Raw genomic sequence first — 26,588 nt, 5'->3', positions numbered from 1 at the left:
CAGTTTAAGTTAAGCAAAGGTCTTTTTATTTATAAATAAAAAATTTTACTAATAATTTAAAAATTAATATAATAAACTATGTAGAAAAGATTACCATCTAAAATGAGAGGGGGGTTATATCATGTTTAAAGGATTACTAAGCATTGCCGATAATCATTTAAAGCTTTACGGTGGTATAACCCTGTTGGGACTCATTTAAGGTAACAATCTTTTTTGAGTTAACTAGTGAATGGCTGAAGTATGCCATGGGGGTGTAATATCACCTCATGGTATTTTTTATGCCTTTTTTTGGATGAAAGGGGGATGGCGTATGCGGATATTTATGGATCTGTGGTGGTATTTTAAGCAGGAGAAATGGAAATATCTCATTGGTATTATTTTCTTAATGTGTTCAAGCTTGATATCTATGCTGCCGCCATATGTTGTTGGTGTGATTGTTGATGCCATTCGAAAGAGGACTTTAACACCAGCTGTATTAGGAAAATGGGTCGTTATTTTAGCCGTTGCCGGGGTTATCAGCTATACGGCAGGTTTTATTTGGCGCCAGATGATTTTCGGTTCATCCGTCCGGTTAGCGAGATTGCTGCGTGACCGCTTATTTCATCATTTTACGAAAATGTCGCCGGGCTTTTTCAATAAAAGGCGGATTGGCGATTTAATGGCCCACTCGACGAATGACATTTTAGCTGTGCAAGATGCGGCAGGTGAAGGCATTTTAACACTAATTGATTCAATATCGATGGGCGGCATGGTAATCATTTCAATGATTACGCTTGTCAGCTGGAAACTGACACTCATCGCCTTAATTCCGATGCCGTTTTTAGCTTGGGCAACAAGCTACTATGCTTCACTTTTACATAAACGCTTCCATAAGGCACAGGCAGCCTTTTCTGAATTAAATGATAAGGTACAAGAAAATATTGCGGGAGTCCGGGTCATTAAAGCGTTTGGCCAGGAAGAAGCGCAGAAGGACATGTTTCGTAAGCAATCGGCAGATGTTGTATCGAAAAACATCGCTGTTGCAAAAGCAGATGCTTTATTTGATCCGACCATTACATTCATCGTTGGAATGTGTTACTTATTGTCCCTTAGCTTTGGCGCAGTGTTTGTTGTACACGGTTCAATGACGATCGGACAATTAACAAGCTTTACACTCTATTTGGGTCAGCTGATTTGGCCGATGCTTGCTTTCGGATTGTTGTTCAATATTGTTGAACGCGGGCGGGCCTCTTACGGCAGGATATGTAAGCTTCTTGAGATTAGGCCTGAAATTGTTGATCATAAGGGAGCACTGGATTTTGTACCGAGCGGCAACGTATCTTTTAATATTAACAACTTGATATATCCGAAAAAAACAATTCCCGCTCTTAAGGACATTCATTTTTCTTTATCTCAAGGACAAACGCTCGGCGTTGTCGGTAAAACAGGCAGCGGTAAGACAACTTTATTAAAATTAATGCTTAGGGAATTTGACTGCGAAGATGGCGATATTCAAATAGGCGGGTTGTCTATTTACGATGTTAAGTTGGCCAAATTACGTGAGGCGATCGGTTACGTACCGCAAGATCATTTTCTTTTTTCAGCAACAATCGCTGAGAATATTGCCTTTGCAGAGCCGGGAGCATCAATGAAGGATATTGAACGTGTTGCGAAACTCGCGAATATCCATGATGACATTCTTGAGTTTGAGGAAGGTTATGATACAGTTGTCGGCGAACGCGGTGTAACTTTATCAGGAGGGCAAAAGCAAAGAATCTCTATCGCCCGTGCCTTATTAATTAATCCGGAGATTTTAATCCTCGATGATTCGCTGTCGGCTGTGGATGCTCATACTGAGGAAGCAATTTTACAAGCATTAAAAGATAACCGCGATAATAAAACAACATTGATTTCTGCCCACAGGCTCAGTGCCATTCAACATGCAGACCTTATTTTAGTACTCGAAGACGGGCAGATCGTTGAGCGCGGGACCCATGAAACTTTAATGGCAAACGATAACTGGTATGCGTCAATGTTCAGAAGGCAGCAGCTTGAGTCTCTTGTCGAGCAAGGGGGAGTTATTTATGAGTGAACGCTATACGATGGAAACTGTTTCACACAAAAATGCTTTTCGCAGGCTGTTGGGTTATATGAAGCCCCATAAAAAGGCGCTGGCAGGAGCATTTACGATGCTGATCATTGCGACGGCGGCAGATGTACTAGGTCCGATCTTAGCAAAAGTTTTTATAGACAGTTTTCTGATGCCGCGCAGATTCGATCCGCTGCCATTAACAATATTGATTGTTTCATTTATCTTGATATATGTAGTCTCGGCATTTATGCATTATTTTCAGCTGATCTCTTTTCAGAAAATTGCCCTTAAAATTATTCAACAGCTTCGTGTCGATGTTTTTGGTAAGGTTCAGCACCTTGGTCTTACTTTTTTTGACCAAACACCTGGGGGGAGTCTGGTTTCAAGAATTACCAACGATACTGAAGCAATTAAAGATCTCTATGTCAGTGTGCTGTCAACATTTGTTCAGAGTATCACCCTTTTAATTGGTATTTTTATTGGCATGTTTAGTTTGGATGTTAAGCTGACTTTGATTTGTCTTGTCATTTTTCCAATTATTTTTATTTTAATGCAAGTTTATCGTCACTTCAGTTCAAAAGTTTACATGATGACACGGCAAAAGTTAAGCCAGTTGAATGCCAAACTCAATGAATCTTTGCAAGGTATGAATATGATTCAGGCAATGAGACAGGAAATGCGGCTTAAGAAAGAATTCGGTGCGATTAACGGGCAGCACTTTGGCGCTATGATGAAAAGCATCCGATTAAATAGCCTGATGCTTCGTCCAGCGGTCTATACACTTTATTTATTGGTACTGATTATCACGCTGAGTTTCTTTGGTATCCAATCATTCGGAACAATTATCGAAGTCGGTGTCCTGTATGCCTTTGTTAACTACCTTGATCAGTTTTTTGAACCAATTAACTCAATGATGATGCAATTGTCACGATTTCAGCAGGCGCTCGTTTCAGCGGAACGGGTTTTCGGTCTTCTTGATGATCATCGAATGGCCCCGGTAAAAGCGGGAGAAGAAACGCCATCTATTAACGAAGGGATGGTTGAATTTGAAAATGTCAGCTTTTCATATGATGGGAAAACCGATATTTTAAAAAATATTTCTTTTACAGCAAAACCGGGAGAAACGGTTGCGCTAGTTGGTCATACCGGCAGCGGCAAAAGCTCGATTATTAATCTATTGATGAGATTTTATCCGATAAACAGGGGGAAGATTACGATTGACGGAGCGCCGCTTCAATCCTTTTATGATGATGAGCTGCGCCGGAAAGTCGGGCTTGTTCTCCAAGACTCTTTCCTTTTTGTCGGTGATATAAAATCGAATATTCGTCTGAGCTGCGATCATATTTCTGATGAAGAGGTTGTTGAAGCGGCTGAATTTGTTCAGGCTGACACCTTTATTGAAAAGCTGCCAGGAAAATATGATGAACCAATAGGAGAACGGGGAGCCACATTATCCAGCGGACAGAGGCAATTATTATCATTTGCCAGAACTATGGCGCTTAATCCGAAAATTCTTGTTCTCGATGAAGCGACAGCAAGCGTCGATACAGAGACAGAAGAAGCGATCCAAGAAGCGCTTAAGAAAATGCGGAAAGGCAGAACAACCATTGCTATCGCTCACCGCCTGTCAACCATTCAAGATGCCGATCAAATTTTAGTTTTGCATAAAGGGGAAATAGTTGAGAGAGGGACGCATCAAGAACTGTTAGGGTTAAAAGGATTGTATCATAAGATGTATATGCTTCAGAAAGGCGACGACTTGAATAAAAATCTTCGCTGCCTTGCGACAAGAAGTGGAGAGTCTTCTTAAATAAGCGTCGGGTAAGAAGGGAGTTTTCTACAAAGAAACTAAAAAAGAGTGGAAAAAGGTAGAAGGGGAATGGTAATGACAGCGATTAAAAAAATTGGGCGCTACTGTTCAACTGATAATGAAGGATATATCGTTAATGACTCGGATATAGGTAAGGTCGGACCAGAGTTTCATAAGGTCATTCGGAAAGTAAAAGATGCTTATCTGCATTATTTAGGTGAAGATATTCATAGCATTTATATTAGAGGTTCAATACCACGCGGATTGGGGTTAATGGGTGTATCCGATTTAGATACCATTGCTGTTACCAACAAGAAATCTAATGACTTAGATTTGCATTGGGTAGAGCAAACCGAGCAGGAGATTAATGATGAGTTTGATTGTGTCAATGGTGTTGAATTAAGTTTTTACTATATAAACGATATTCTGGATACATCATTCTTTTCCATTATTCCTTTTATGCTAAAAACACATAGTATCTGTGTCTTTGGTAAAGACGTAACAATAGATTTGCCTAATTTTAAAGCAGATAAGCGGTTAGCTAATGAACACCTTGTTAACCTAAGGAGTCAAATTCAACAGGCTCAAATTGATCTAACAGGTAATGAAGATCCAGAAGATATCAAGGATTGCTGCATTTGGATTATGAAAATAGTGATCCGAGCGGGTCTCGCACTCGTAATGATTAACAGGGTCTACACACGGGATCTTTACCCAGCTTATAAATTGTTTTCGGTCAACTTTCCAGAACAGGAGCCTCTAATGAGAAAAGCACTACATTATGCTATTGCTCCAACTACAAATGCTGATAGCTTGCTCGAATTCATCAATAATTTTGGAATTTGGCTAGTTAAAGAAGCTGGCTAATGATTTATAATCCAAACAAGGAAAAGAGATTAGGTCTTTAACGGACTTATTTAAATGCGGTTTAAGCAAGGTTAATAGAAATTGCTGTTTAAAAACAGGAGTGCCAAAGGAAATGCCGAAATAGATAAAAAACTGTATTTAGAGAGGTGTTAATTTTGCCTGAATCAGCAAAAATTTTCATAAGTTCTGCTGCTGAAGATCACTTAACTCAATTAAGGGAAGGGATACATACCGAACTAAAGACTATGGAACATAACCCACAAATGTATGAAAAAGATTTTGGACCATGGCCACCTCAAGAGTTAGTAGAAAATTGTTTAGAACATGTTTTGAGATGTGATATCTTTTTATTGTTTGTTTCGCAAAAGGCCGGGAACTACGACAGCAGGTATAATGCAACAATCACACATTGCGAATTTCAAAAGGCACATCAAAATAATAAATATATTATTGTTTTTGTAGAAGATTATATCTATAACCTGTTCTGGAATGATCTACGGTTTACCATTGCTGAAATGGTTGAAAGTTATAAAAAGGAACACAATATGGAGCCTGATACTTATCGGGATATTGCTGAAGCAGCGTGGAATAAACATCCAGAAACTTCTAAGAGCATTGATTCATATGTTTGGGGATTTTTATATGATATATACAAAAAAGGCTATTACTTAGAACAAATATCCTTAGGTGTTGATACAGTAAAAATAATTAAGAAATACTTTAGCGATTTATTTCGTCAGGGAAGTAAGTATCTTGCATTTCAAAAAGATATTGATGAACAAATCGCGGAAGGTCCCATTTACCGTAAACACGCTGAATTTACTTCAAAAATGATCAGTTATTTACAAGATGGCGAAATACAAAAACCAAAAATGTTTCTAGAATATTTACAACGTTTTTTGAAAAAAGGAACTGTTTATTATAAACCTGGCACTGTATTTGAAAAGATACTTGGTGAATATGAATCATGTTCAGGGAGCACACTTTATAAGAAAAATGGTACACAGCTTCAATTAGTTGCTGCTTCCGGAATGGCAAGTGAAGATAATGAATTTTATAGTATAGATGATTCGTCCTCATTTGTTGTAAAAGCTTTTAAAACTTCAAAGCCAGAATTATTTTACAGCGAAGAAAAAAGGCAATTTTATTTATCCCTAAAATCAGGGAATTATGTTATTTGTTTTCATTATCCGGTCGATTCTTTGTGGAATGAAGAGAATGTACAACGCTTTAAAGTAGATATAATGCGTGATATAATGGAAACAGAACCAGCACTTTATCGTGATTTTGCCATACAATTACTAGGAGGGATTAAGTAATGAGCACAAAGATACTTCGTTTTGGGAATGACAATATTATCCATGTTGCCTCCGGTTCTGTAAATGCTGATAAAAAGTACATTGAAGAAAAAGCAAAACGCTTCGATGAAACCAATCGTCGATTACAACAAGCTTTTGGCAAAAATAAAAAACGTAAAGGCTTTGGTTATTAAGATATTAAAACTTAAAGCTTATAATTAGATTTGATATGGAAAGTAATAACAAGTTTATATATAATGTGAATTTAGGAGTTACCACTTTATACATTTTTGATTTACCAATGTTTATTTTAAAAAGTTCTCCATTGTATGCTTTTGTTATAGAAGCAATTCTCGCTATTATAATTAAACAGCATCTTAGGTGCAAAGTACGGCTTTGGAAATCAATTAAGCAGGACTAACTGACAGCGATTCTTGAAGGGGGATCGCTTTTTTTATATAGTGAAACAAAGGGCATTAATTCTTAATATATAAGCAGTCTAAAAATCAAATTTTTGAATAAAATTGCAGTTTTCACACGCCCTGCCTATTGATTTCTTAGTTATAGGGTCCATATAGTATATTTCATAGTGACCGCAAACTTGACATTCAATAACTTCTAGTATTTCTCTAAAGATGCCTAATTTAAGATTGAGTAATTCTTGGAAGTTAGACATGTTAAAACACCTCATGGGATTTTATCTTAATTATAAAGGTTGAAAGGGTACACAGGAATAGTCCTATGGTTTTAGGTCTCTATGAGCTCTATTAAAATCTTATGGCATATAAAGTAAAAAACCCGCCGAAATGACGAGCTTTTAACGCTTAATTTTATTAAGTAATAAGTTCAAAATCTCTAATTCCAAATCTGATATAACAGCCAACTTCCGCGACATATACTCAATCTTTTTATTATCTATTTTATTTAAAACTTCTGCGCCGCTTTCAGTAATCGTTAGTTCTACGATACGGCGATCTTTAAAGGAACGATTTCTATTAATATATCCCTTTTTAATAAGTATATCTACTAACGAAGTAATATAGCTTGCAGACACTTTCATTTTTTTTGATAAGGCTGATCCCGTTTGCGGTTTTCCGTCACTTAATTGTTTTAAAAACAAAAATTCATGGATCGTCATTTCCTTTCCAAATATTTCGCCAATATCTTTCTTAAACTTTTTTATAAGTAAATGAAAATTTTCTTCAAACTGGTGGATAATTTCTTTTCTTTCCTCCAATTTCTTCAACCACCTTTAAACACAATCATGTAACTGTACCCTTGTCCTCTCCTTTCCTATAAAGACACGGTAAGTTTACTCTAATTTTATAAAAATACCTTATTAGGAAAGCGAAAACAATTTTTTACCAAAAAATGATAAATCGAGAGTAAAAGGAAGGGAAGAAGCTGTGAATTTCTTCTCCCCTATGATTCAGTAACTGGACGATGAACTTTTTCATCAGCTGCTTTTTGCTGCTCTTTCACATCCGGCGGTACCGCACGTTTAATAAAGAATGATAGAATCAATCCTAAAACGGCAAGACCAGTAGCAACCATAAAGGCATCATTAATACCTTGGATTGTGGCAAGTTTACTGACATTTCCTAACAGCAAGCTTTGAACCATGCCTTGTCCGGCTCCCGGAGCTGCACTCCCGCTAGCTTCAAAACCTTGACCTAACGCATTGACTTGATTGGCAAAGTTAATATTGCTTGACGTCATGTTATTTGCAAAGTTTGCAGTATGGAATGTTGTTCTTGTCGACATCACAGTAACTAATAGAGCCGTACCTACGGATCCTGCAACCTGTCTTAATGTATTAGACATTGCCGTTCCATGCGCATTTAACCTGCGAGGTAAAGCATTTAATCCTTCGGTCATAATTGGCATCATTAACATAGACATCCCAAACATACGCACCATGTATAATATTAAGATCCAATGATAGGTTGTCTGATCTGTTAATTGGGTAAATTCGTATGTTGTGATGACTGTAATGACAAGTCCAATGATTGCAAGAGGACGTGCGCCTAATTTATCGAACAATATGCCTGTTACCGGTGACATAATCCCCATAACTATGGCACCCGGAAGCATTAACAATCCGGATTCCAAAGGTGTAAAACCGCGAATGTTTTGCAGATAAACAGGCATGAGGATCATAGCCGCATACATGGCCATTGTTACAACAGCATTAATCACTTGCGTTAACGAAAATATCCCGTACTTAAATACTCTAAAGTCAAGCATTGGCGATTTCATTGCTAATTCGCGCCAAACAAAAGCAATTAAACCAATGATACCAACGATTAGAGTAACTACTACTTTTGCATCCGACCAACCGTCATTTCCTGCTTCACTGAAGGCATATAAAACGCCTGCAAAGCCAATCGTTGAAAAAATAACACCCCAAATATCAAGCTTAGGATTCTTTAACTTAAAGACATTTTTCAAGAAGACAAGCGCAAGGATAATATCCAGAACCGCAAACGGTAAAACGATCCAGTATAATAACCGCCATGTCCAATTTTCAACAATCCAACCTGATAATGTTGGCCCGACAGCCGGCGCAAAAATCATGGCAACACCCATCATTCCCATTGCTGCACCGCGTTTTTCAGGCGGGAAGATTGTTAAGAAGACATTTGTCATAAGCGGCATAATGATACCTGCACCTATCGCTTGAACGACCCTTCCGACCAGCATTATAGAAAAATTCGGGGTGATCGCACAAATAAATGTACCGACAGCAAAAAATAGCATTGCACCGACAAACAATACCCTTGTCGAAAATTTCTCCATAAGAAAAGCTGTAATTGGAATTAACACACCGTTAACGAGCATATAAATGGTCGTTAACCACTGTGCTGTACTGGTGGTTATGTTAAAGTCGTTCATGATCTTAGGTAAGGCGACATTCATTAACGTTTGATTAAGAATGGCAACAAATGCGCCCATGATCAGAACAAAAATAATCGGTGCCGGTTTAATATCCAAATGATGATCAGAATCTTTCTGTTCGGTAACCATTGGCAGATTGTTCGAGCTGCCTTTATGCAAGATATCGCTTGTTACTTCGCTGGAACTATTATTCGTTACAAATTCCGCAGCATTACGGGATACCGCGCGTTGGTGCTGCATTTGTCTTTCTGCCCTGGAATCGTCGGCATCATTCGCCGGCTGGGGTTGGTCTTTTCGTCTTCGTATCAGGAGGTTCAACCCAATGATAACTAAAATGACGAAGATCACATATCCCACAATAAACGCTGTCATCACTGATCCCTCCTTTCAGTTAAATTGGTATTAAATATGAACTTTCACTGTGACGTTCATGCCTGGTTTTAAAGAAACACCTTTATAGTTATCAATAGAAACTTTAACAGGTACAACTTGAGTGACTTTTTGATAATTGCCGTTAGCATTTGAGCTTGGCATCATAGAGAATGAGCTGGCAGTTGCTTTACCGATTTGCTGTACTCTGCCTGTGAATTTGGTATCGGGATAAGCGTCAACATAGATATCTACTTTTTGATCTTTTTTGATATCATCGATATCAGTTTCATCAAGGTTCGCGGTGACATAAAGGTCGCTTAAATCATAAGCGGTCGCAATAGGCGTACCGGCACCGACGAATGAATTTTTAACAACTTTATTTTGAACAACCGTTGCATGTTCCGGCATTGTGATAGGCATTTTTTGCGTTCCGCCGTTGCTGCCTTGCGCTTCTACCTCACCGACTTTTTGATTTGCATCAAACGTGTTGCCGACTTGACCGTCCCACTTGATGAGTTTACCGGCCGCTGGTGCTGCGATTGGGATAGACTGGCCATCGATCATGGCGTTATCAGTTTTGACATAGTTTGTTGATTGATCATAGTAATAGTAACCGATGGCTCCGCCGCCAATAAGTACAATAATAACGATGATATTAATTATCATCCCGCGTGCTAAACTGCTCATTTAAAGTTTTCCTCCTCTGAATTATAAAAAGATAAATAGTTTTTTATATAAAGTAAGGCTTGACTCCCGGGCTCTCACCTCCCAAATAGGTAAGTATTAAACTATCAAACTATTTTCTGTAGAAAAAGTTAACATTGTGAAGTAAAGGACAAAAATAAAACCCCCTTTTTATTCATAACATTTACTTCATCCTAAGATTTGCTATTTATCTATCTCTTTATAAAGGCCTTTCTTAAGCAAAGCAATTTCAAAAGTATAGTTTTCTACCGCCTCATCGCAGGAAAGGTCATTTGCGAATTTTTCTATGATATTTCGCCTCATCACACCTACCATAATCTTCATGACATGGTTCATTTCCCGTTCATTTGCAACATTCAATTTTTCTTTATTAATTAAGCTCACGATTTCTGAATATCGATTTAAATTATTTTCCTTAATCATATTTCGGGACATTGCATTTTCTACTTTATAATTCATATTCAAAAAAATATTTCTAAAAAATTTACGCTTTTCATGACTATAAGGGTCAGTGATCAAGTAGCGGAAAAATACAATAAACGAGTCAAACAAATCACCGTTATTTTCAGCTATGATTGACATAAATTTCTCGCTGCTCCTTTTAAATTCATCATCTAGTAAAAAGAAGAAAATATCTTCTTTATCCTCAAAGTATTGATAAAAACTTCCCCTGGGAATTCCCGCGTCATTAATAATATTAGAAATCGACGCTTCTGATAGCGGAACTCTTGAAAATTCCTTCATTGCAGCCTGAATTAATGATTCCTTTTTTTCCTTTGGTAAATTAAAAAAGGTTTTTTTAGGCATTTGTAACCCTCCAATCAATCGTATGACACAGTGTCATGATTGAGCACGAAATTAATGATACATGACAAAGTGTCATAAGTCAATAAAAATGTGACGGTGTGTCATACTTATGATTAAATATAGCTATACTTCTTTCTAAACTAGTGATTGCAAGGCTAAATAAAAGGGACTTCTTTTGAGTGTTAAGAAAAGGTTTCTATACAATGAAATAGATTTATAGTTGTTTCGTATAATTAATTAAAAGAAAAAGATGTTCTAAAGGCACCGGCTTTGGCTTTATAATAAGTCGATGATAATGTTGTGGAATTATATGAAAAGGGGGAGGAGATTAAAAGACAGAAAGGTTTTTAAAAGAGTTGTTATCAGGATGCCATTAAAAACGGAAGAAGGTTTTGTATGGTAAAAGCACTCAATCTTGCTTTACGTTTTTTTCTTGAACTATTCACTTTAATAGTGTTAGGGTATTGGGGTTTTAAAATAGGGGATGGTCCGCTTACAAAAGGTTTACTGATGATAGGAATGCCTGTCATTATTGCAGTCATTTGGGGGCTTTTTGGTTCCCCGAAGGCACCTGTGCAATTGCCTAAACGGCAGCATTTCCTTTTTGATATGATCATTCTCTTTTTGCTGCCTGCGTTTGCTCTTTATATTTCGGGGAATCCGGTTTTTGCCTGTATATATGGAATTATATCCATTATTAATACGATTTTTATTTATTTTTTAAAGTAAACGAAAAAAGGATGATTATCTTAAGCTGTCATGAAAAAACATGATAGCTTATTTTTTTTGTTTAATAATTCATTGCATAAAACAATTTCTTTAGAATCCTTGGGGTTTAGGAAATATGGACTATTTAGAAAATTTATAATTGACAAGATCATGAAAGCGATGATAATATGTTGTTATCAAATACAAAACATTGTTTTGTATATAAAACAAAATATATTTAGTTAACGTATTAAAGGGAGGAAAACTGCAATGGCTGAAAAGCTTACTCGTGAAGAATTTGAAAAGAAGTATGTTGCAAGATTAAAAGACAGAAAGATTGACTGGGACGTATTGTCATTCCAGGAAAAAGTTGATCCAAAATACCGCCGTGCACAAATTCGTTATGTCGGGGGAGGCGGAACCGGACAGCACAACGATCAAAATGTTATAAAAGCTGACCATTTTACATTAAGCACAATGCAATTGCCGGCCGGTTCAGAAGGGCCTTTGCACCTTCATCATGATGTGGAAGAAGTATTCTTTGTTATTAAAGGTAAAATAACAGCAATCGTTGAAAATGAAGGCGAAACATTTGAAATTCCATTAGAAACAAGAGATTGCATTTGGTCACCGCCAGGATATTACAGAGGTGTAAGAAATGACGGTGATGAGGACGCGCTCATGCTTGTTATGCTCGGCGCACAAAAACCTCAGCTTCCGACTTACCCTGAAGGAAGCGCTTTAGAAGAATTGCGCATCGAACGTGCAAAAGCAAAAGAAGCTGCTGCACAAAAATAAAACCGCTTACACCGAAGGTTAATAAGCCTTCGGTGTAACCAAATGATTCATCGTTCGTGCTGTCACAAGAAATTGTAAATAAGAGGTGGGAACAATGATAGGTATTACTCATTTAAGACATATAAGTTTAATCACCCCATCATTATCTGAACAATCCCAGTATTATGAAACAGTTTGGGGATTGGATAAGGTCTTTGAAAGCGACGATTCAGTTTACTTTCGCGGAGCCGGCCCTGAAAATCATATTTTAAGTTTACATTCGGGTGAGAAAAAGGGACTTCACCATATTGCATTCGGAATGGTAGATAAAAATGCAGTAGATGAGGCAGCTGAGAAACTGGCATCACAAAATGTTCCGATTGTTTCCCCGCCGGGTTATTTAGATGAAGCCGGAGGAGGATACGGGCTGAGATTTTTAGATCCGGACGGCCGTTGCATTGAAATTTCAGCATGGGTGGACATTCATACGACCGATTGGAAAAAGAAAAGCGTTGATCCGATGAAACTGAACCATGTCGTTTTAAATACTGTTGACATCGATAGAGCAGTAGACTTTTATACAAAAGTATTGGGATTTAAAGTCTCCGATTGGAGCGAGCACCAAATGGCCTTTATAAGGTGCAACAAAAATCACCATTCAATATCCTTTAACCAAGCGGAACATAACTCGGTTAATCACATTGCTTATGAAGTTGACGGTGTCGATGAGGTCATGCGCGGGATTCGAAATGTCAAAGAAGCCGGTTATGAAATTATGTGGGGTCCAGGCCGTCACGGTCCAGGAAATAATATTTTCTGCTATTTTACCGATCCTGCCGGTTTTGTTATTGAATACACATGTTATCTCATTACGATTGAAGAGGAATCTGAATGGGAAACTTTAGTTTGGAAAAGGGTGCCTCACTTAATGGACAGATGGGGCGTAGCCGGACCGCCGACCAAAGAGGCGCGTGCACATATGGCTGGTGAACCAGACGAAGGATGGGCGCTCAAACAATTACAATATCAAAATAAATAAACAATGACTATAAAAAGCAAGAATCCCGCCGAAAGCGAGGTTGTTTAAATGCATTTAGGATTAGAGGGAAAAGTCGCAGTTATCATGGGAGGCACTTCCGGAGTCGGTTTGAAAACAGCGGAAATGTTTTTAGAAGAAGGCGCTAAAGTAGCCGTTTGCGGGAGAAATCAAGAAAGAAAGGAAGCTGCCCATAACCATCTTCTCAATTATGGAACACCTAAAAAGATATTTGCAAATACTTGTGACGTCACGAATGAAAATCAAGTCAATCATTTTATTGAAAGCGTTGCCGAAAATTTCGGAGGCATAGACATTCTTGTTAATGCCGCCGGACATAGTACGATGGGTTACTTTTTTGATATTACAAATGAGCAGTGGGATGAACAAATCCGCTTAAAATACTTTTCAATTATTTACGCAGTAAGAGCGGCTCATCCTCATTTAGTTAAGAGCGGTTCAGGCAGAATTATAAACATCAATGCGACTTTGGCAAAAGAACCGGAGCGCCATATGATCGCCACCGCAGCAACAAGAGCGGGACTATTAAATTTAAGCAAAACATTGGCCCATGAACTCGCGCCGGATAATATTTTAGTTAATTCCGTAAGTTTGGGTTTAATCCGAACAGATCAATGGGAGCGGAGAAGAAAGAAAAATGCTCCGGAAGAAGATCCTGAAAGCTATTATCATGAATTGGCGAAAAAAAGGAATATTCCTCTTGGCAGAGTAGGGGAACCGGAAGAGGTTGCCAGCGTGATTGTATTTTTAGCTTCCGACAAATCAAGCTATGTATCAGGGTCTACTATTGAGACAGCCGGGGGATTAGGCAAGGCTTTATAAACTTTTTGTACTATCACAAAGTATATCTTGGCAACATAGATAGAGGTTCAGTGAAGCTGCCTAGATAAGGTAGATAGTATAAGTTCAACTAGGCAGTTGCCCGCGCCCTTAAGGCTCGGCACCAGCCAAGTTTTCTTTATCAGCGATTAACTTTTTAAATTAAAAGGTTGGATGTGAAATGAAAACACTCGTTCAAACTGAGTATACAACAGCGGATGCACTTGTTAACGAGCTGGTTCGCGCCGGTGTTGAACAGGTCTTTGGTATTGTAAGCATTCATAATATGCCAATTTATGATGCGATTTTGCGTGAAGGAAGTATTCATCTTGTCACCGCGCGCGGGGAAAGCGGAGCGGTAAATATGGCCGACGGTTATGCAAGAGCAACAGGAAAGCTGGGTGTCGTATTAACGAGTACAGGAACAGGTGCGGGAAATGCCGCAGGTTCATTAGTAGAATCATGGAGCGCCGGTGTCCCTGTATTGCATATTACGGGTGAAGTAGCTTCTCCTTACCTTGGCACAGGCAGAGGCTATATTCATGAATGTAAGGATCAGCTTTCCATGATGGAAGGGGTTTGTAAAAGAGCATACCAGCTTCGCAAACCTGAACAAATGGTTCCTGTGATTCGGAATGCTATACATGAAGCATTGAAAGCGCCTGCTGGGCCGGTTACCGTTCAAATTCCTATTGACTATCAATCTGCAATCATTCCAAAAAGCAATTTACAAGAAATAGAATCAAGCGTAAATACGGCTCCTTCAGAAACAAAGATTCATTTTAATAAAGAGGTTATTGATCGTATAACAGCTGCAAAACGTCCTGTCATTTGGACAGGTGGAGGCGTCATTTCGGCTGAAGCATCAAATGAATTGAAAACATTAGCTGAAACTATCGGTGCGGCAGTCATTACAAGCCAATCAGGAAAAGGCTCTATCCCTGAAGATCATCCGCTTTGTATCGGACACTTCGCCTCTTACAAGGAGGTTAAAGAACTGGTAAAAAGCTCGGATTTACTGATCAGCATCGGCGTTCGTTTTCGCAGCAATGAAACAACAAATTGGCAGGTTGAAGTTCCTAAAGAACATATTGCAATTGATGCGGACTTGGAAGCTGTTAACCGGAACTTTGACGTCACTTATGGTCTTGTCGGCGATGCAAAATATATATTAGGACAACTTTTGGAAGCCCTTTCAGAAGGAAATGTGTCACCTGATCCTCATTATATGGAAGAGGTAGAATCGGTCAGAAATCAAATTCGCACCCACCTGCGGGAAACACTCGGTCCTTATGAAGGATTCTTGGATGGTATGCGCCGTTTATTGCCTAAAGATGCGATTCTTGTTCGCGATGTGACGGTGCAGGCAAATGTATGGGGAAGCCGCCTTTTTGAAATTTATGAACCGCGTACCTCCATTCATGCATCTGGAGGGGGCATCGGTCAAGGGCTGCCGACAGCGATTGGCGCGCAGATCGGACAAAAAGATAAAGTCGTTGTCTTAATGGCCGGTGACGGCGGGTTCATGGTCAATGTCGGAGAAATGGCGACAGCATCGCAGGAAGAACTGCCTCTCATCATTATTTTATTTGATGATGCCGGGTACGGTGTTCTTAGAAATATTCAGGATGCGGCTTACGGCAGGCGAGTCGCTGTTGATTTATTAAGTCCTGACTTTGTAAAGCTGGCCGAGTCGATGGGCTTTACCGCTGAAAAGGCAGGATCATCTGAAGAATTTGTTTCAGAGTTAAAAGCTGCCGTTTCGAGACGAAAACCATCAATGATTGTTGTAGATATGGAGAAAGTGGGGCCAATGGCAAAGCCGTTTGGAGGACCTCCAGGGGCAGCTGAAGCTTTTCGGCCAAAGAAATTATAAAGGAGTGAGATGAAAATGATTGAAGTATTCCCTGAAATTTCGGGCCGTTTCTTAATAAATGGGGAATGGCACAAGGCAAAAGAAGTCAAACAAGTCATCAATCCGGCAAAACTTGATGAAGTTGTCGGTGAAGTGGCTGTATGTTCAGAAACAGACGTCACACAAGCGATCGATGCTGCTGCCAACGCTTTTAAAACATGGTCAAGAACCTCTGTCAGTGAGCGGGCAGAGCGAATGAAAAAAGCTTCAGAAAAATTAAAGCCGGTCGTTGAAGAAAATGTCTCTCTATTTGTTCGGGAAAACGGCAAAACACTCGTTGAAGCTAAAAAGGACTTGTTGCGCTGTGTAGAGGTTATGAGCAAGATGGCGGATACCTTAATTGAATGGTGGAAACCGGTGAATGTCGGAGAAGCATCGCAAACAGTTCAGGTCAGAAGGCGTCCGCGAGGTGTGACTGCAGTCATTTCACCATGGAATTCGCCGATGATCTTAACTTTTAAAAGAGCCATTCCAGCGATTTTAGCCGGAAATACAGTTGTCATCAAGCCGGCGACGAATTGTCCTTTAACCGTTTTAACTTGTTTGAAAATCGTCGCTGATTCACTTCCTGAAGGCGTCGTTAATATCGTCACCGGATCGGGATCTAAGATTGGCGAAGTGTTGTGTACTGATCCTCGCATCAGGGCGATTGCTTTTACAGGAAGCACGGAGACCGGGAAAACCATTATGAGTCAATCTGCCGGTACTGTGAAAAAGCTGTTTATGGAACTTGGCGGAAACGATCCGGCGCTCATTTTGCCTGATGCTGAGTTAGGGAAAACAGATATTCAGCGTATTCGAGCGGGCGTCTTAAGGGCATCAGGACAAGTATGTTCGGCTATTAAACGTATCTATGTCCACGAAACACGTTATAACGAGTTTGTCGAAAAGCTGACTCGCGAATTTGGACGCGTTGTCGTTGGTAACGGCATTCACCCGGACGCAACGATGGGGCCAATGAATAATAAGGCACAGTTTGATTTTGTCAAAGACCTCATTGAACGAACAAAAAAATCCGGCGCAAATGTAGCTGAGCTTGGACAAAAAATGGATCTGGATTCTTGGGATAAAGGCTATTTTATGCTTCCTTCTATTGCTTCGAACATTGATCATGACCATGAGTTGGTAAGCATTGAACAATTTGGGCCTGTTATTCCGGTTGTTGCATATTCCGATATAGAAGAAGCCATTGAAATGGCTAATGATACGCAATACGGCTTAAGAGCTTCCGTATGGACACAGGATAAAGCGAAGGCTGTTGAAATAGCTGACCGCCTGGAAGCGGGAGCAGTATTCCATAATAACCATACGATTTTCCAAGACCTGAGATTAGATTTTCCGGGTATTAAAGAAAGCGGCTTCAGCAGGGAGACACAATGGGGCAGCTTGGAATTATTCACTGATTCTTATGGTTTTGCTGATTAAATGGAGGAACATTTATGAAAATAGGGTTAATTGGATGCGGAAATATCGGACAATTTCTATTGAAATCTCTAAATGTTGACGGCTTCCTTGACGGATCACAGATAGATGCTGTTTTTGTCCGGAATAAAGAAGGATACGAGGATTTGTCCCATCGTTACAGCACCAGTTTTTACGATGACTTTCAGACGTTTCTTCAATCGGATGTTGATCTGGTGATTGAAGCAGCAACCGTTCAATCCGTTCAGCAGTATGCGCGGGAAATCATTAAACACGGGAAAGATTTATTAATTATCAGCGTAGGTGCATTGGCTGATAGCTCCTTTTTTGACGAATTAAAAGCGCTTTCTGAACTTAACGGAAAAAAGGTCTATTTACCATCAGGCGCTATCGGGGGATTAGATGTACTGAAGGCGACGCAATTGACCGGACAATTAGATTCAGTAACGTTAACGACCAGAAAACCTGCAGCCTCGCTCACTGATGAACCTGTAGAAAGTGAACTTGTGTTATTTGATGGTTCCGCCTTTGAAGCGATTCGCAAATTCCCTAAAAATATTAACGTGTCTATCATTCTATCTTTGGCAGGCATTGGTGTTGAAAGGACAAGGGTAAAAATAGTAGCCGATGCTAATGTTAATAAAAACATTCATTTTATTGAAGCGAAAGGGTCTTTTGGAAAACTGACATTGAATATTGAGAACAATCCTATGCCAAATAACCCAAAAACCAGCTATTTGGCAGCGCTAAGTGTTCTATCTTCATTAAAGGACAGTCATGAAATGTTAGAAATAGGATAAGGGGAAATTGTCTGCTGAAAAGTGAAAGAGTGAGCGGACGCCATTTTCGGATCTCTTTTAAAGGAGGATAACTATGAAGCGTTCACGGGCCAGGTGGCTTTATATTGCACCGCCTATCTTCTTCTTTTGGGTTTTTGGACAGATGGATAAATTAGGGATATCAGTGATTATCACCAACCATAAATTTTTGCAAGATTTAGGGCTTCTGGGTGAAACCGCAAAGATTGGCTTTCTAATGACAGGGTTTCTCGTCTTTTACGGATTTGCAAATATTGCATGGGGATTTATTGTAGATCGGATTGGTCCCAGGAAGACAGCCATTATTGGGACAATTATCTGGGGTTTTACGATGATACTTGGAGGCTTAAGTTCATCTTACGGACTATTTATGGTATCACGTATGATTCTGGGCATCGGAGAAGCCGTTCTGTTTCCGGTTTGTAATAAATTGATATCTAATTGGTTTCCGCCTAAAGAATTTGGAAGAGCGCAGTCGTCCTGGATTATTGGCGACTATTTAGGGCCGGCTATTGGCATTCCGATTATTATATTTGCTATCAGTTTGGGCGGTTGGGAAGCATCTTTCTATTTGCTGGCAGCGTTTTCACTCATTATTAATTTACCGCTGTTTTTATTTTTAACACGGGATGATCCAAAACAGCATTATGCAGTCAATGCTGCTGAACTTCAATATATTCAAGAGGGGCAAAAAACAAAGCAATCTAGCAATATCACTTTTGGGGAATTGCTAAGAAACTACAGGTACTGGATGATTTGGCTTGTCATGCTTGTTGACAGTGTATTGTTTTATGGCATCAGTTTCTGGCTCCCGACCTATTTAGAAAAAGCCCGGCATTTTTCTGCGGCTCTTATGAGTTCTTGGACGTCGAGCGCGTGGCTTTTGGCCTTAATTACCGTCTTATTAGTCGGTTATATTGCTGATAAAACAAGAAAACCATCTCTTATTGGGACAGTGATCTTTGTCATAGGTGCGATTGCCCTTATTATTGCCACATCAACGGGTAATTCATCTCTTGCCGCAGTCATGATGGATATAGGTTTAGCAGCAGTTGGCGGCGTGCTGGAAATATCACAATTGCTGCTTGTTGATTATTCATCAAAAGAAACCGCGGGTAAAGCTGCAGGCTTGATGGGATTTACCAATATTGTCGGCGGATTTACAACAGCATTTATGGGCTATTTAGTGGAAGTTTCCGGAGGCAATTTTACTACTGCGATTATCTTCCTGGTATTTAATGCGGTTATTGGCGCCATTGCTTTATTCACTTTGGTCCCTGGAGAAAGAAAAGATGCGTTAAACCAGTCGGAAAATTTCGAAGCTAATTCTGAAGCTTAAAGTCGTTTCAGCCTGATAAAACTATAAACTTTTTAGCAGCAAGGAGGATTATGATGATCAAAACTGATGTTTGTTTCGAAGAAATGACACAGCGGGAAATCATTCAATATATGGACGAAACTGTTAAACCGGAAGAGGGAGTTATCCCAGCCTATATTATGGGTGACCCTGCCATTTATGATTTAGAACACAAGAAAGTTTTCTTAAAAACATGGCTGTTTCTGGGCCATGAATCAGAAATTCAAAACAATGGCGATTTTATAACAAGAGATTTGGCAGGATATTCAGTGATTATTTCACGCGGTGAGGATGGCGTTATCAGGGGATTTTACAATATGTGTACACACCGCGGCATGAAATTATGCCGTGCCGATAAAGGCAATAAAGGCCGCTTTACTTGTCCATACCACGGTTTTACTTTTAAAAACAACGGCGATTTGATTGGTGTTCCAATGCAAAAAGACATTTACGGCGGAAATCTTGATTATAAATCGATGGGACTTCATAAAGTTACAATCGAAATTTATAAAGGTCTTATTTTCGGAACATGGAATGAAAATCCAGAGCCATTATCGGAGTTTTTGGGGGATTTTAAATGGTATATCGATCTGGCTGTCGGCAGAACTGAAATGGAAGTCATTGGGCCGCCGCAAAGATTTGTGATCAATTCCCAATGGAAAATAGGCGCCGATAATTTCGTCAGTGATTCCTATCATACGATGGTTACACATGGTTCGATTGCTAAGTTGGGTATGGTACCGAGTGCGCAATATTCAAAAAAGGGCTATCAAGTAAATACAGAAAATGGACATGGCTGCAATGTCGGCATGCCTAATCCGCTTTTTGCTTTTCCGGAAGAATTAATTCCTGAATATAAAGCAAACTTGTCAGCGGATCAATTTGAAGTATTGTCAAACTTGAAAAACCTTATTGGAACCATTTTTCCAAATTTATCGTTTTTAGTTTCCCATACTGAAGTAAAAGGTCAAGCTGTTTCTAATACAACTGTCCGTTTATGGCGTCCGATTGCGGTTGATAAGATGGAAGTGATTACATGGTTCCTTGTTGAGAAAAATGCTTCAGAAGATTGGAAACGCCGCTCACGTGAAGCTTTTATCCTTACATTCAGTCCTTCGGGTATTTTCGAACAAGATGACACTGAGGTATTCACTGATATTACCGCAGCAGCAACTGGTCAAGTACCATTATCTAAAAACTTTAATTACAACTATACGATGGGTCAGCACCGCGTGCCTGTTCAAGACTTTGCGGGTCCCGGTACAGTTTATGATGATAAATTTTCGGAAGCTAATTCAAGAAACTTCTATCGCTATTGGCTCGATTTAATGAAGGCATAGAGGAGGCAAGAATATGAATATGGAAAAAGTCTTGGCAAAATATACGTTTGAACAATGGTTATATCATGAAGCAAAGTTACTTGATGAAATCGAATTCGATGACTGGTTTAATCTGATGCATCAAGATCTGCAATATGAGATGCCGGTCCGCGTGAATAAAGAAGGCATGGAACGCCCTGATTATTCAACTGATATGTTTGCTTTTCAGGATGACATTAACACTTTAAAAATGCGGGTTGACCGCTTGAAAACTGAGTTTGCATGGGCGGAAATGCCGCCGTCAAGAACTCGCCGGTTTGTCAGTAATGTACGTGTTGCCGAATTTGAAGAAGATCAAAGGGCGGTTGTTGACAGCTATTTGCTCATTTATCGCAGCCGCTCGACAGATATTCATCACGATTTGATTTCCGGAGAGCGCCGCGATGAGTTTAAATATGTTAATGGCGAATGGAAGTTATCTAAGCGCTTTTTCCTAGTTGATCAGACAACCTTAAATACTAGAAACTTAGCGATTTTTGTTTAGTTTTATAGAGTTAAAAGGGGAGATTCTGCCTCTCTCCTATTTTAATAAGAGGTGTCAGTATGAAGTATGCAAAGAAGAAATTAAGTGTGTTGGTATTGTTTCTCCTATTAGTATTGATGATTTGTGCTTCATGTTCTGCCTCGGCGCAAACAAGCGCTAAAACAAAAAAACAAGATAAAAAACCGCCCGTAATAAAGGTTACCCTTCTTGGCACCGGTTCGCCGATTATTAATAAGAGGTCTGGACCGGCTGCGTTAGTACAGGCCGGCGGTGAAAAATTACTTTTTGATTCTGGACGGGGTGTTTCAGTCCAATTGCATAAAATGGGCATTCAGCCGGGTGAAATAGATAAGGTGTTTTTAACCCATCTGCATTCTGACCACCTTGTCGGTTTCCCGAATTTATGGCTGACAGGTTCGCTTCCAACCGGCGGATTTAGAAAAGACCCTATGCAAGTATGGGGACCCGTAGGAACAGCTCAAATGACGTCTTACTTGGAGAAGGCTTTTTCGGCTGATATTAAATCGCGCGGCGACTCAGGAAACGGAAATAATAAAGGCGTTGAAATTGACGCTCATGAGATTAAGCCAGGGGTTGTTTATGATCACAACGGCATAAAGGTTACGGCATTTTTAGTTGACCATGTGTCTATCAAACCGGCATATGGATACCGGATTGATTACAAAGGCCATTCGGTGACTATTTCAGGTGACACCACTTACAATAAAAACTTCATAAAACATGCCAAAGGATCTGATGTTGTTATTAGCGAAGTAGCCGCAGCAAGACCGGAAGACTTGAAGAAAAATAAGGCGCTTGAAAACATTCTTAGAATTCATACGACACCTGGACAAGCTGGAAAAGAATTCAGCCAAATAAAACCGAAGCTTGCGGTCTTTACACACATTGTCTTACTTGGCGGGCTGACTGATAAAGATGCACATTTAGTTAGTCGGACAAAGAAAAATTATAACGGAAAAGTGGTTGTCGGCAAAGACCTTATGACAATTGAAATAGGGGATAAGGTAAGCGTCGTTCAACCAAAAGTTCACGAATAAGTTAACTTCTAGGAAGTAATGATTTTGCTTCGGGTAAAAATGGGGGAATTTTTATGACTAGATCAAAATCTATGATCGTCAATTGGATCGCTGTATTTTCCCTTCTTATTATATTAACGATCGCCTATATTGATAGAGTCAATGTTTCAGTTCTTATTACAAATCATGACTTTCTGAACTTTTTCAACATCGCGCACGACCGCGTGGCACAAGGTTGGTTAATGACTGCCTTTCTTGTTGCTTACGGGATTGCGGCGTTTATATTAACACCTTTATATGAAAGGTTTCTAGGTGTCAAAATCGGTTTATTGATTAGTGTTGTCATTTGGGGTGTCATGACGATCATTGCGCCGATAACCAGCGTTTTCCTTTTATTGCTTATCATTCGCGTCATACTCGGATTAAGCGAAGGCCCGTTGTTTTCTTTGAATACGATGTTTGTCAGTCAAGTGTTTCCGGACAGTCATCGGGGAAAGGCCAATGCCGTATGGGCGCTCGGTGTATCTGTCGGTTTAGCGGTCGGCTTTCCATTTATTTCTTACCTTGTCTACCATTTTAGCTGGCAGTCATCATATGTCGCTTTAGGCATTCTTAATCTTTTGATTGGCATGCCATTAATTTTAATTTTCATTAACCCTAATAAACATTGTCTCACTAAAGAAAATCATCCAGATCCTAAAACTCAAAAAAAGTTAGGCGACATCGTCAAGCTTGCTTTAAAAACGCCTGGATTGTTATGGCTTATTATATGGGAAATTGTCAATACAAGCTATTTATGGGGAACAAGTTCTTGGCTGCCTTCTTATCTCTTAGATGCCAGAGGCTTTTCAATCGAAAAAATGGGGATATTGGCTTCATTGCCATTTGTCGTCAGCCTGTTCTCGAAACTATTTAGCGGTTATCTTATTGACCATATAAAAAGAAAGTCTGTCATGTGGATCATTGGCGGCTTAGGCTGCTTAATCTCAATTCTTATCGCTATTACGACAAAAAGTCCAATCGTCTCCGCTGTATCAATTATTGTTGCCAATGGTTTCTGGGGCATCCAAGGGCCGGTACTCCCGACAACAGTCCAATTATTATCAAGAAAAGAAAGCGTCGGAAGCACCTACGGGATTATTAACGGCACTGGAAATCTAGTTTCTGCTTTTGTACCTATTATCATGGGGGCGCTTATTTCGATTAGTTTTAGTTGGGGATTTGCTCTTCTGATTGGCGCGCAATTTATTGCTGTTATTTGCGGTATACGGATGATTTTTCTTATTAAAAGGTTAAATCGAGTTAAAGTTCAGGAAAGTGATGCAAAGCCGGTTCAACTTTAATGAACTCGGGATCAATTAGTCGGGCGGAGGTGACTTCGCTTTATTCAAAGATTACTCAATAAGCTGGACATGCAAAAATTTCATTATCTATAACTATATTGAAAACATTTTAGAAATGGTGATACCTATGGGTTGGTTACAAGATAAGGCAGTTCTTATAACCGGAGGGGCCTCCGGAATAGGGCGCGCTGTCGTTAAACGGTTTATCCAAGAAGGGGCAAAGGTTTGTGTTCTCGATATTTCCGAGTCAAAACTCCAATCATTAAATGATGAATTCGGCAGTGATGTCATTTCCGTTTGCGGTGACGTCAGATATTTTGAAGATAATCAAAAAGCCGTTTCCCTTGCTGCCCGAACATTTGGAAAATTAGATACCTTAGTCCTGAATGCTGGTATTTTTGACGGTTTTAAAAAATTTACGGATATATCTCCTCAAGTTTTAGAGGGAGCCTATGATGAAATCCTTGATATTAATGTTAAGGGATATTTACTTGGGGTAAAAGCGGCAATACCTGAGCTTTTGAAGAGTAAAGGAACGGTTATTTTTTCAGTTTCCGGCGCAAGTTTTTACCCTGACGGAGGAGGTGTGCTTTATACGGCCAGTAAGCATGCCGAACTCGGACTTATGAGACAAATGGCTTTTGAATTGGCGCCGGATATAAGAGTTAACGGTGTGGCGCTTGGCGGAACGATTACAGAACTAAGCGTTGCCCCAAGTCTAAGGCCTTATTATTCTGCACCATCAGTTGATGATAAAAAAGAAAGTATAAGAAATAGGAACCCGCTGAAAATGTTTATGGAACCTGAACATCACGTTGCATCTTATGTATTGCTTGCTTCTGATCAATCTCTGGCGATGACAGGTGAGGTCATTTCGAGCGATGGAGGTCTAAGTGTAAGGGGTTTATCATAATGATGCCGCCTAATTAAGTGAAACTTTCATCAGAGGTGTTTTATACATCCCCTGCTGATGGTTAGTTGAACCGGGACAAACTATAAACGAGGAGTGGGAATTATGCCTTACCAAAATGTAAATGATCTTGTTATTCATTATGAAATAGAAGGGGATGGGCCGACGCTTGTTTTACTCCATGGCATGGGGAATAATTCCCGTTCTTGGGCGAAACAAATAAATGTATTAAAAAATTACTTTAAAGTTATCGCATGGGATGCCCCCGGTTATGGCAAAAGCTCAGATCCTGAAGAACCAATTACCGAGTTTAGACAATTTGCTAAAGTCCTTAAAACATTCCTGGATAAAATAAATGTGCAAGAAATTTACCTTTTAGGGCATTCAATGGGAGCAGCAACAGCAATATCATTATATAATCTTTATCCGAACTTTATCAGAGCTATGATTCTTGCGGATGCGACAAGGGGCTCAGCAGCTTTGGATCCTGAAGAAAATGAGCAGAAGCTGAAAAATCGCTTGTATTCTATTAATCATCTGGATCCGCGCAAGTTAGCGGAGGAACGAACTGAAAAGTTACTATCTTCTTACGCCGGCGATGAAGTGAGAGAGCTTGCAAAAAGTATCATGTCAGAAGCGCGGCCGGCAGGATATAGTTCTGCAGCCTATTCTTTATATCATGTGAATCAAATGAAAATATATCCATTAGTCAATGTTCCCACTTTAATTTTGTGCGGCGAGTTGGACGAAGTAACGCCTGTCAGTGAATCAGAAATGATTCATTCATTAATTCCTAAATCAGAATTTGTGACGATTCCTCATACCGGACATCTTTGTTACTTGGAAGATCCAGACCAATTTAATTACCATATTATCAATTTTTTGTGTAAAATTGAACAAACGAAGCGAATTCTAGAAAGGAATTGATGATATGGAAAACGATCAAAAAGATCGGTATCTTTCTAATTCATTAGTACGGGGACTGGAAATTCTTAAATTATTTAACACCAGGTGCCAAACTCTGTCTTTAGCGGAAATTTCAAATCACTTAGGCGTCGGCCGAACAACGCCGTACAGGATTTTATATACATTACAATCTATGGGGTACCTTCGCCAGAATGAACAGACAAAAAGGTATGAATTGACGCCAAAAGTGATGGAATTAGGATTTGCCTATTTGAATTCATTACAGCTTCCGGAAATTGCTCAACCTTATTTGGAAAAACTCCGGGATGAAACGGGTGCATCAGTACACCTTGGCGTGATGGACGGTTGTGAAGTTGTTTACATTGAAAGATTGCCAGGGAAAATGACAACAACTGTTAATATTTCGGTAGGGACCAGGCTGCCGGCGTTTGCTACGACATTAGGTAAAGTTATTTTGGCCTATCAATCAGAAGAAGAAAAAAATAAAGTCTTATCTCCGGAATATATGGAAAAAGTGAATGAAGACCCAGCGACGATTTTTAAACTAAAAGAAGAGTTAAAAACGATACGGGAAAATGGTTATTCATTAAGTACTGGAGGCTACGAAGCTGGAATAAACTCGGTCGCTGCGCCAATTTTTAACAGTAAGGAAACGCCTATTGCATCTGTTAATATAGCAGCCCCGGATTCAGCTTTAAAAGATGAATTTTTAAATCAAGTATGCATACCAAAAGTACGCGAGATTGCAAATGAAATTTCGGCCATTGCCAATAACCGTCTTTCTGTCTAAAAATAACTTCTAGGAAT

At 39.5% G+C, this 26,588-nt stretch carries 24 protein-coding genes; 20 read left to right on the top strand and 4 right to left on the bottom strand.

Features of this window, described 5'->3' with window-relative positions; all coding sequences use genetic code 11:
* The first annotated feature begins 310 nt into the window (after positions 1-310).
* From ACFQRG_RS19935 to ACFQRG_RS19915, 5 genes are all read left to right on the top strand, one after another.
* Complete coding sequence (locus tag ACFQRG_RS19935) at positions 311-2,071, top strand: ABC transporter transmembrane domain-containing protein (RefSeq protein WP_380969449.1); 1,761 nt, start codon at positions 311-313, stop codon at positions 2,069-2,071.
* A complete protein-coding gene (locus tag ACFQRG_RS19930; RefSeq protein WP_380969447.1) occupies positions 2,064-3,881 on the top strand; it encodes an ABC transporter ATP-binding protein in 1,818 nt (605 codons plus the stop codon). The genes ACFQRG_RS19935 and ACFQRG_RS19930 overlap by 8 nt, the downstream gene beginning before the upstream one ends.
* 75 nt (positions 3,882-3,956) lie before the next feature.
* Positions 3,957-4,748, top strand: coding sequence for a nucleotidyltransferase (locus tag ACFQRG_RS19925; RefSeq protein WP_380969445.1), 792 nt, complete (start codon positions 3,957-3,959; stop codon positions 4,746-4,748).
* 155 nt (positions 4,749-4,903) lie between these two features.
* On the top strand, positions 4,904-6,067 hold the full coding sequence (locus ACFQRG_RS19920; protein ID WP_380969443.1) for a DUF4062 domain-containing protein: 1,164 nt from the start codon (positions 4,904-4,906) through the stop codon (positions 6,065-6,067).
* Positions 6,067-6,240 carry a hypothetical protein gene (locus tag ACFQRG_RS19915; RefSeq protein WP_380969441.1) on the top strand — a complete coding sequence of 58 codons (174 nt, stop codon included), beginning with the start codon at positions 6,067-6,069 and terminating at the stop codon, positions 6,238-6,240. The genes ACFQRG_RS19920 and ACFQRG_RS19915 overlap by 1 nt, the downstream gene beginning before the upstream one ends.
* A gap of 623 nt (positions 6,241-6,863) precedes the next feature.
* Here ACFQRG_RS19915 and ACFQRG_RS19910 read toward each other — a convergent pair.
* The 4 genes from ACFQRG_RS19910 to ACFQRG_RS19895 all read right to left on the bottom strand — a co-directional run bounded on the left by ACFQRG_RS19910 (position 6,864) and on the right by ACFQRG_RS19895 (position 10,828).
* Positions 6,864-7,283 carry a MarR family winged helix-turn-helix transcriptional regulator gene (locus ACFQRG_RS19910; protein WP_380969439.1) on the bottom strand — a complete coding sequence of 140 codons (420 nt, stop codon included), beginning with the start codon at positions 7,281-7,283 and terminating at the stop codon, positions 6,864-6,866.
* 185 nt (positions 7,284-7,468) lie between these two features.
* Positions 7,469-9,316, bottom strand: a complete 1,848-nt coding sequence (locus ACFQRG_RS19905) for a DHA2 family efflux MFS transporter permease subunit (protein WP_380969437.1) — start codon at positions 9,314-9,316, stop codon at positions 7,469-7,471.
* A 30-nt stretch (positions 9,317-9,346) separates the two neighbouring features.
* Positions 9,347-10,003, bottom strand: a complete 657-nt coding sequence (locus ACFQRG_RS19900; protein ID WP_380969435.1) for an HlyD family efflux transporter periplasmic adaptor subunit — start codon at positions 10,001-10,003, stop codon at positions 9,347-9,349.
* A 201-nt stretch (positions 10,004-10,204) separates the two neighbouring features.
* A complete protein-coding gene (locus tag ACFQRG_RS19895) occupies positions 10,205-10,828 on the bottom strand; it encodes a TetR/AcrR family transcriptional regulator (RefSeq protein ID WP_380969433.1) in 624 nt (207 codons plus the stop codon).
* 396 nt (positions 10,829-11,224) lie between these two features.
* Here ACFQRG_RS19895 and ACFQRG_RS19890 point away from each other — a divergent pair, with 396 nt between their 5' ends.
* The 15 genes from ACFQRG_RS19890 to ACFQRG_RS19820 all read left to right on the top strand — a co-directional run bounded on the left by ACFQRG_RS19890 (position 11,225) and on the right by ACFQRG_RS19820 (position 26,571).
* The gene (locus ACFQRG_RS19890) at positions 11,225-11,557 is read left to right on the top strand and encodes a YrdB family protein (RefSeq protein ID WP_380969431.1); all 333 of its coding nucleotides are present in this window, start codon (positions 11,225-11,227) and stop codon (positions 11,555-11,557) included.
* A gap of 249 nt (positions 11,558-11,806) precedes the next feature.
* Positions 11,807-12,334, top strand: a complete 528-nt coding sequence (locus tag ACFQRG_RS19885) for a cupin domain-containing protein (protein WP_380969429.1) — start codon at positions 11,807-11,809, stop codon at positions 12,332-12,334.
* 94 nt (positions 12,335-12,428) lie between these two features.
* The gene (locus tag ACFQRG_RS19880) at positions 12,429-13,352 is read left to right on the top strand and encodes a VOC family protein (protein ID WP_380969427.1); all 924 of its coding nucleotides are present in this window, start codon (positions 12,429-12,431) and stop codon (positions 13,350-13,352) included.
* Positions 13,353-13,400: 48 nt separating this feature from the next.
* A complete protein-coding gene (locus ACFQRG_RS19875) occupies positions 13,401-14,192 on the top strand; it encodes an SDR family oxidoreductase (protein WP_380969424.1) in 792 nt (263 codons plus the stop codon).
* A gap of 178 nt (positions 14,193-14,370) precedes the next feature.
* On the top strand, positions 14,371-16,065 hold the full coding sequence (locus ACFQRG_RS19870; protein ID WP_380969422.1) for a thiamine pyrophosphate-binding protein: 1,695 nt from the start codon (positions 14,371-14,373) through the stop codon (positions 16,063-16,065).
* A gap of 15 nt (positions 16,066-16,080) precedes the next feature.
* Positions 16,081-17,529: an aldehyde dehydrogenase family protein gene (locus tag ACFQRG_RS19865; protein ID WP_380969420.1), complete on the top strand. Its 1,449-nt coding sequence runs from the start codon at positions 16,081-16,083 to the stop codon at positions 17,527-17,529.
* Between the two features lie 14 nt (positions 17,530-17,543).
* Positions 17,544-18,326, top strand: coding sequence for an aspartate dehydrogenase (locus ACFQRG_RS19860; RefSeq protein WP_380969418.1), 783 nt, complete (start codon positions 17,544-17,546; stop codon positions 18,324-18,326).
* 73 nt (positions 18,327-18,399) lie between these two features.
* Positions 18,400-19,683 carry an MFS transporter gene (locus ACFQRG_RS19855; RefSeq protein WP_380969415.1) on the top strand — a complete coding sequence of 428 codons (1,284 nt, stop codon included), beginning with the start codon at positions 18,400-18,402 and terminating at the stop codon, positions 19,681-19,683.
* A gap of 53 nt (positions 19,684-19,736) precedes the next feature.
* Positions 19,737-21,041, top strand: a complete 1,305-nt coding sequence (locus ACFQRG_RS19850) for an aromatic ring-hydroxylating oxygenase subunit alpha (RefSeq protein ID WP_380969413.1) — start codon at positions 19,737-19,739, stop codon at positions 21,039-21,041.
* A gap of 13 nt (positions 21,042-21,054) precedes the next feature.
* Complete coding sequence (locus ACFQRG_RS19845; protein WP_380969411.1) at positions 21,055-21,564, top strand: aromatic-ring-hydroxylating dioxygenase subunit beta; 510 nt, start codon at positions 21,055-21,057, stop codon at positions 21,562-21,564.
* 59 nt (positions 21,565-21,623) lie between these two features.
* Entirely contained in the window at positions 21,624-22,622 is a 999-nt protein-coding gene (locus ACFQRG_RS19840) for an MBL fold metallo-hydrolase (protein ID WP_380969409.1), read from the top strand.
* 53 nt (positions 22,623-22,675) lie between these two features.
* Positions 22,676-23,944, top strand: a complete 1,269-nt coding sequence (locus tag ACFQRG_RS19835; RefSeq protein WP_380969407.1) for an MFS transporter — start codon at positions 22,676-22,678, stop codon at positions 23,942-23,944.
* Positions 23,945-24,071: 127 nt separating this feature from the next.
* Positions 24,072-24,857: an SDR family NAD(P)-dependent oxidoreductase gene (locus tag ACFQRG_RS19830; RefSeq protein ID WP_380969405.1), complete on the top strand. Its 786-nt coding sequence runs from the start codon at positions 24,072-24,074 to the stop codon at positions 24,855-24,857.
* Positions 24,858-24,959: 102 nt separating this feature from the next.
* Positions 24,960-25,781, top strand: coding sequence for an alpha/beta fold hydrolase (locus tag ACFQRG_RS19825; RefSeq protein WP_380969403.1), 822 nt, complete (start codon positions 24,960-24,962; stop codon positions 25,779-25,781).
* A gap of 4 nt (positions 25,782-25,785) precedes the next feature.
* On the top strand, positions 25,786-26,571 hold the full coding sequence (locus ACFQRG_RS19820) for an IclR family transcriptional regulator (protein ID WP_380969400.1): 786 nt from the start codon (positions 25,786-25,788) through the stop codon (positions 26,569-26,571).
* Positions 26,572-26,588 lie beyond the last annotated feature (17 nt).

The sequence above is a fragment of the Scopulibacillus cellulosilyticus genome (assembly GCF_042665295.1).
GTDB lineage: Bacteria > Bacillota > Bacilli > Bacillales > Sporolactobacillaceae > Scopulibacillus_A > Scopulibacillus_A cellulosilyticus.
This window is presented reverse-complemented; position numbering and strand designations above follow the sequence as displayed.

What these genes read in the sequence shown, in the direction of transcription:
- ACFQRG_RS19935 (WP_380969449.1), top strand. Translation starts at nt 311, where the DNA reads ATGCGGATATTTATGGATCTGTGGTGGTATTTTAAGCAGGAGAAATGG.
- ACFQRG_RS19930 (WP_380969447.1), top strand. Translation starts at nt 2,064, where the DNA reads ATGAGTGAACGCTATACGATGGAAACTGTTTCACACAAAAATGCTTTT.
- ACFQRG_RS19925 (WP_380969445.1), top strand. Translation starts at nt 3,957, where the DNA reads ATGACAGCGATTAAAAAAATTGGGCGCTACTGTTCAACTGATAATGAA.
- ACFQRG_RS19915 (WP_380969441.1), top strand. Translation starts at nt 6,067, where the DNA reads ATGAGCACAAAGATACTTCGTTTTGGGAATGACAATATTATCCATGTT.
- ACFQRG_RS19905 (WP_380969437.1), bottom strand. Translation starts at nt 9,316, where the DNA reads ATGACAGCGTTTATTGTGGGATATGTGATCTTCGTCATTTTAGTTATC.
- ACFQRG_RS19900 (WP_380969435.1), bottom strand. Translation starts at nt 10,003, where the DNA reads ATGAGCAGTTTAGCACGCGGGATGATAATTAATATCATCGTTATTATT.
- ACFQRG_RS19895 (WP_380969433.1), bottom strand. Translation starts at nt 10,828, where the DNA reads ATGCCTAAAAAAACCTTTTTTAATTTACCAAAGGAAAAAAAGGAATCA.
- ACFQRG_RS19890 (WP_380969431.1), top strand. Translation starts at nt 11,225, where the DNA reads ATGGTAAAAGCACTCAATCTTGCTTTACGTTTTTTTCTTGAACTATTC.
- ACFQRG_RS19885 (WP_380969429.1), top strand. Translation starts at nt 11,807, where the DNA reads ATGGCTGAAAAGCTTACTCGTGAAGAATTTGAAAAGAAGTATGTTGCA.
- ACFQRG_RS19880 (WP_380969427.1), top strand. Translation starts at nt 12,429, where the DNA reads ATGATAGGTATTACTCATTTAAGACATATAAGTTTAATCACCCCATCA.
- ACFQRG_RS19875 (WP_380969424.1), top strand. Translation starts at nt 13,401, where the DNA reads ATGCATTTAGGATTAGAGGGAAAAGTCGCAGTTATCATGGGAGGCACT.
- ACFQRG_RS19870 (WP_380969422.1), top strand. Translation starts at nt 14,371, where the DNA reads ATGAAAACACTCGTTCAAACTGAGTATACAACAGCGGATGCACTTGTT.
- ACFQRG_RS19865 (WP_380969420.1), top strand. Translation starts at nt 16,081, where the DNA reads ATGATTGAAGTATTCCCTGAAATTTCGGGCCGTTTCTTAATAAATGGG.
- ACFQRG_RS19860 (WP_380969418.1), top strand. Translation starts at nt 17,544, where the DNA reads ATGAAAATAGGGTTAATTGGATGCGGAAATATCGGACAATTTCTATTG.
- ACFQRG_RS19855 (WP_380969415.1), top strand. Translation starts at nt 18,400, where the DNA reads ATGAAGCGTTCACGGGCCAGGTGGCTTTATATTGCACCGCCTATCTTC.
- ACFQRG_RS19850 (WP_380969413.1), top strand. Translation starts at nt 19,737, where the DNA reads ATGATCAAAACTGATGTTTGTTTCGAAGAAATGACACAGCGGGAAATC.
- ACFQRG_RS19845 (WP_380969411.1), top strand. Translation starts at nt 21,055, where the DNA reads ATGAATATGGAAAAAGTCTTGGCAAAATATACGTTTGAACAATGGTTA.
- ACFQRG_RS19840 (WP_380969409.1), top strand. Translation starts at nt 21,624, where the DNA reads ATGAAGTATGCAAAGAAGAAATTAAGTGTGTTGGTATTGTTTCTCCTA.
- ACFQRG_RS19835 (WP_380969407.1), top strand. Translation starts at nt 22,676, where the DNA reads ATGACTAGATCAAAATCTATGATCGTCAATTGGATCGCTGTATTTTCC.
- ACFQRG_RS19830 (WP_380969405.1), top strand. Translation starts at nt 24,072, where the DNA reads ATGGGTTGGTTACAAGATAAGGCAGTTCTTATAACCGGAGGGGCCTCC.
- ACFQRG_RS19825 (WP_380969403.1), top strand. Translation starts at nt 24,960, where the DNA reads ATGCCTTACCAAAATGTAAATGATCTTGTTATTCATTATGAAATAGAA.
- ACFQRG_RS19820 (WP_380969400.1), top strand. Translation starts at nt 25,786, where the DNA reads ATGGAAAACGATCAAAAAGATCGGTATCTTTCTAATTCATTAGTACGG.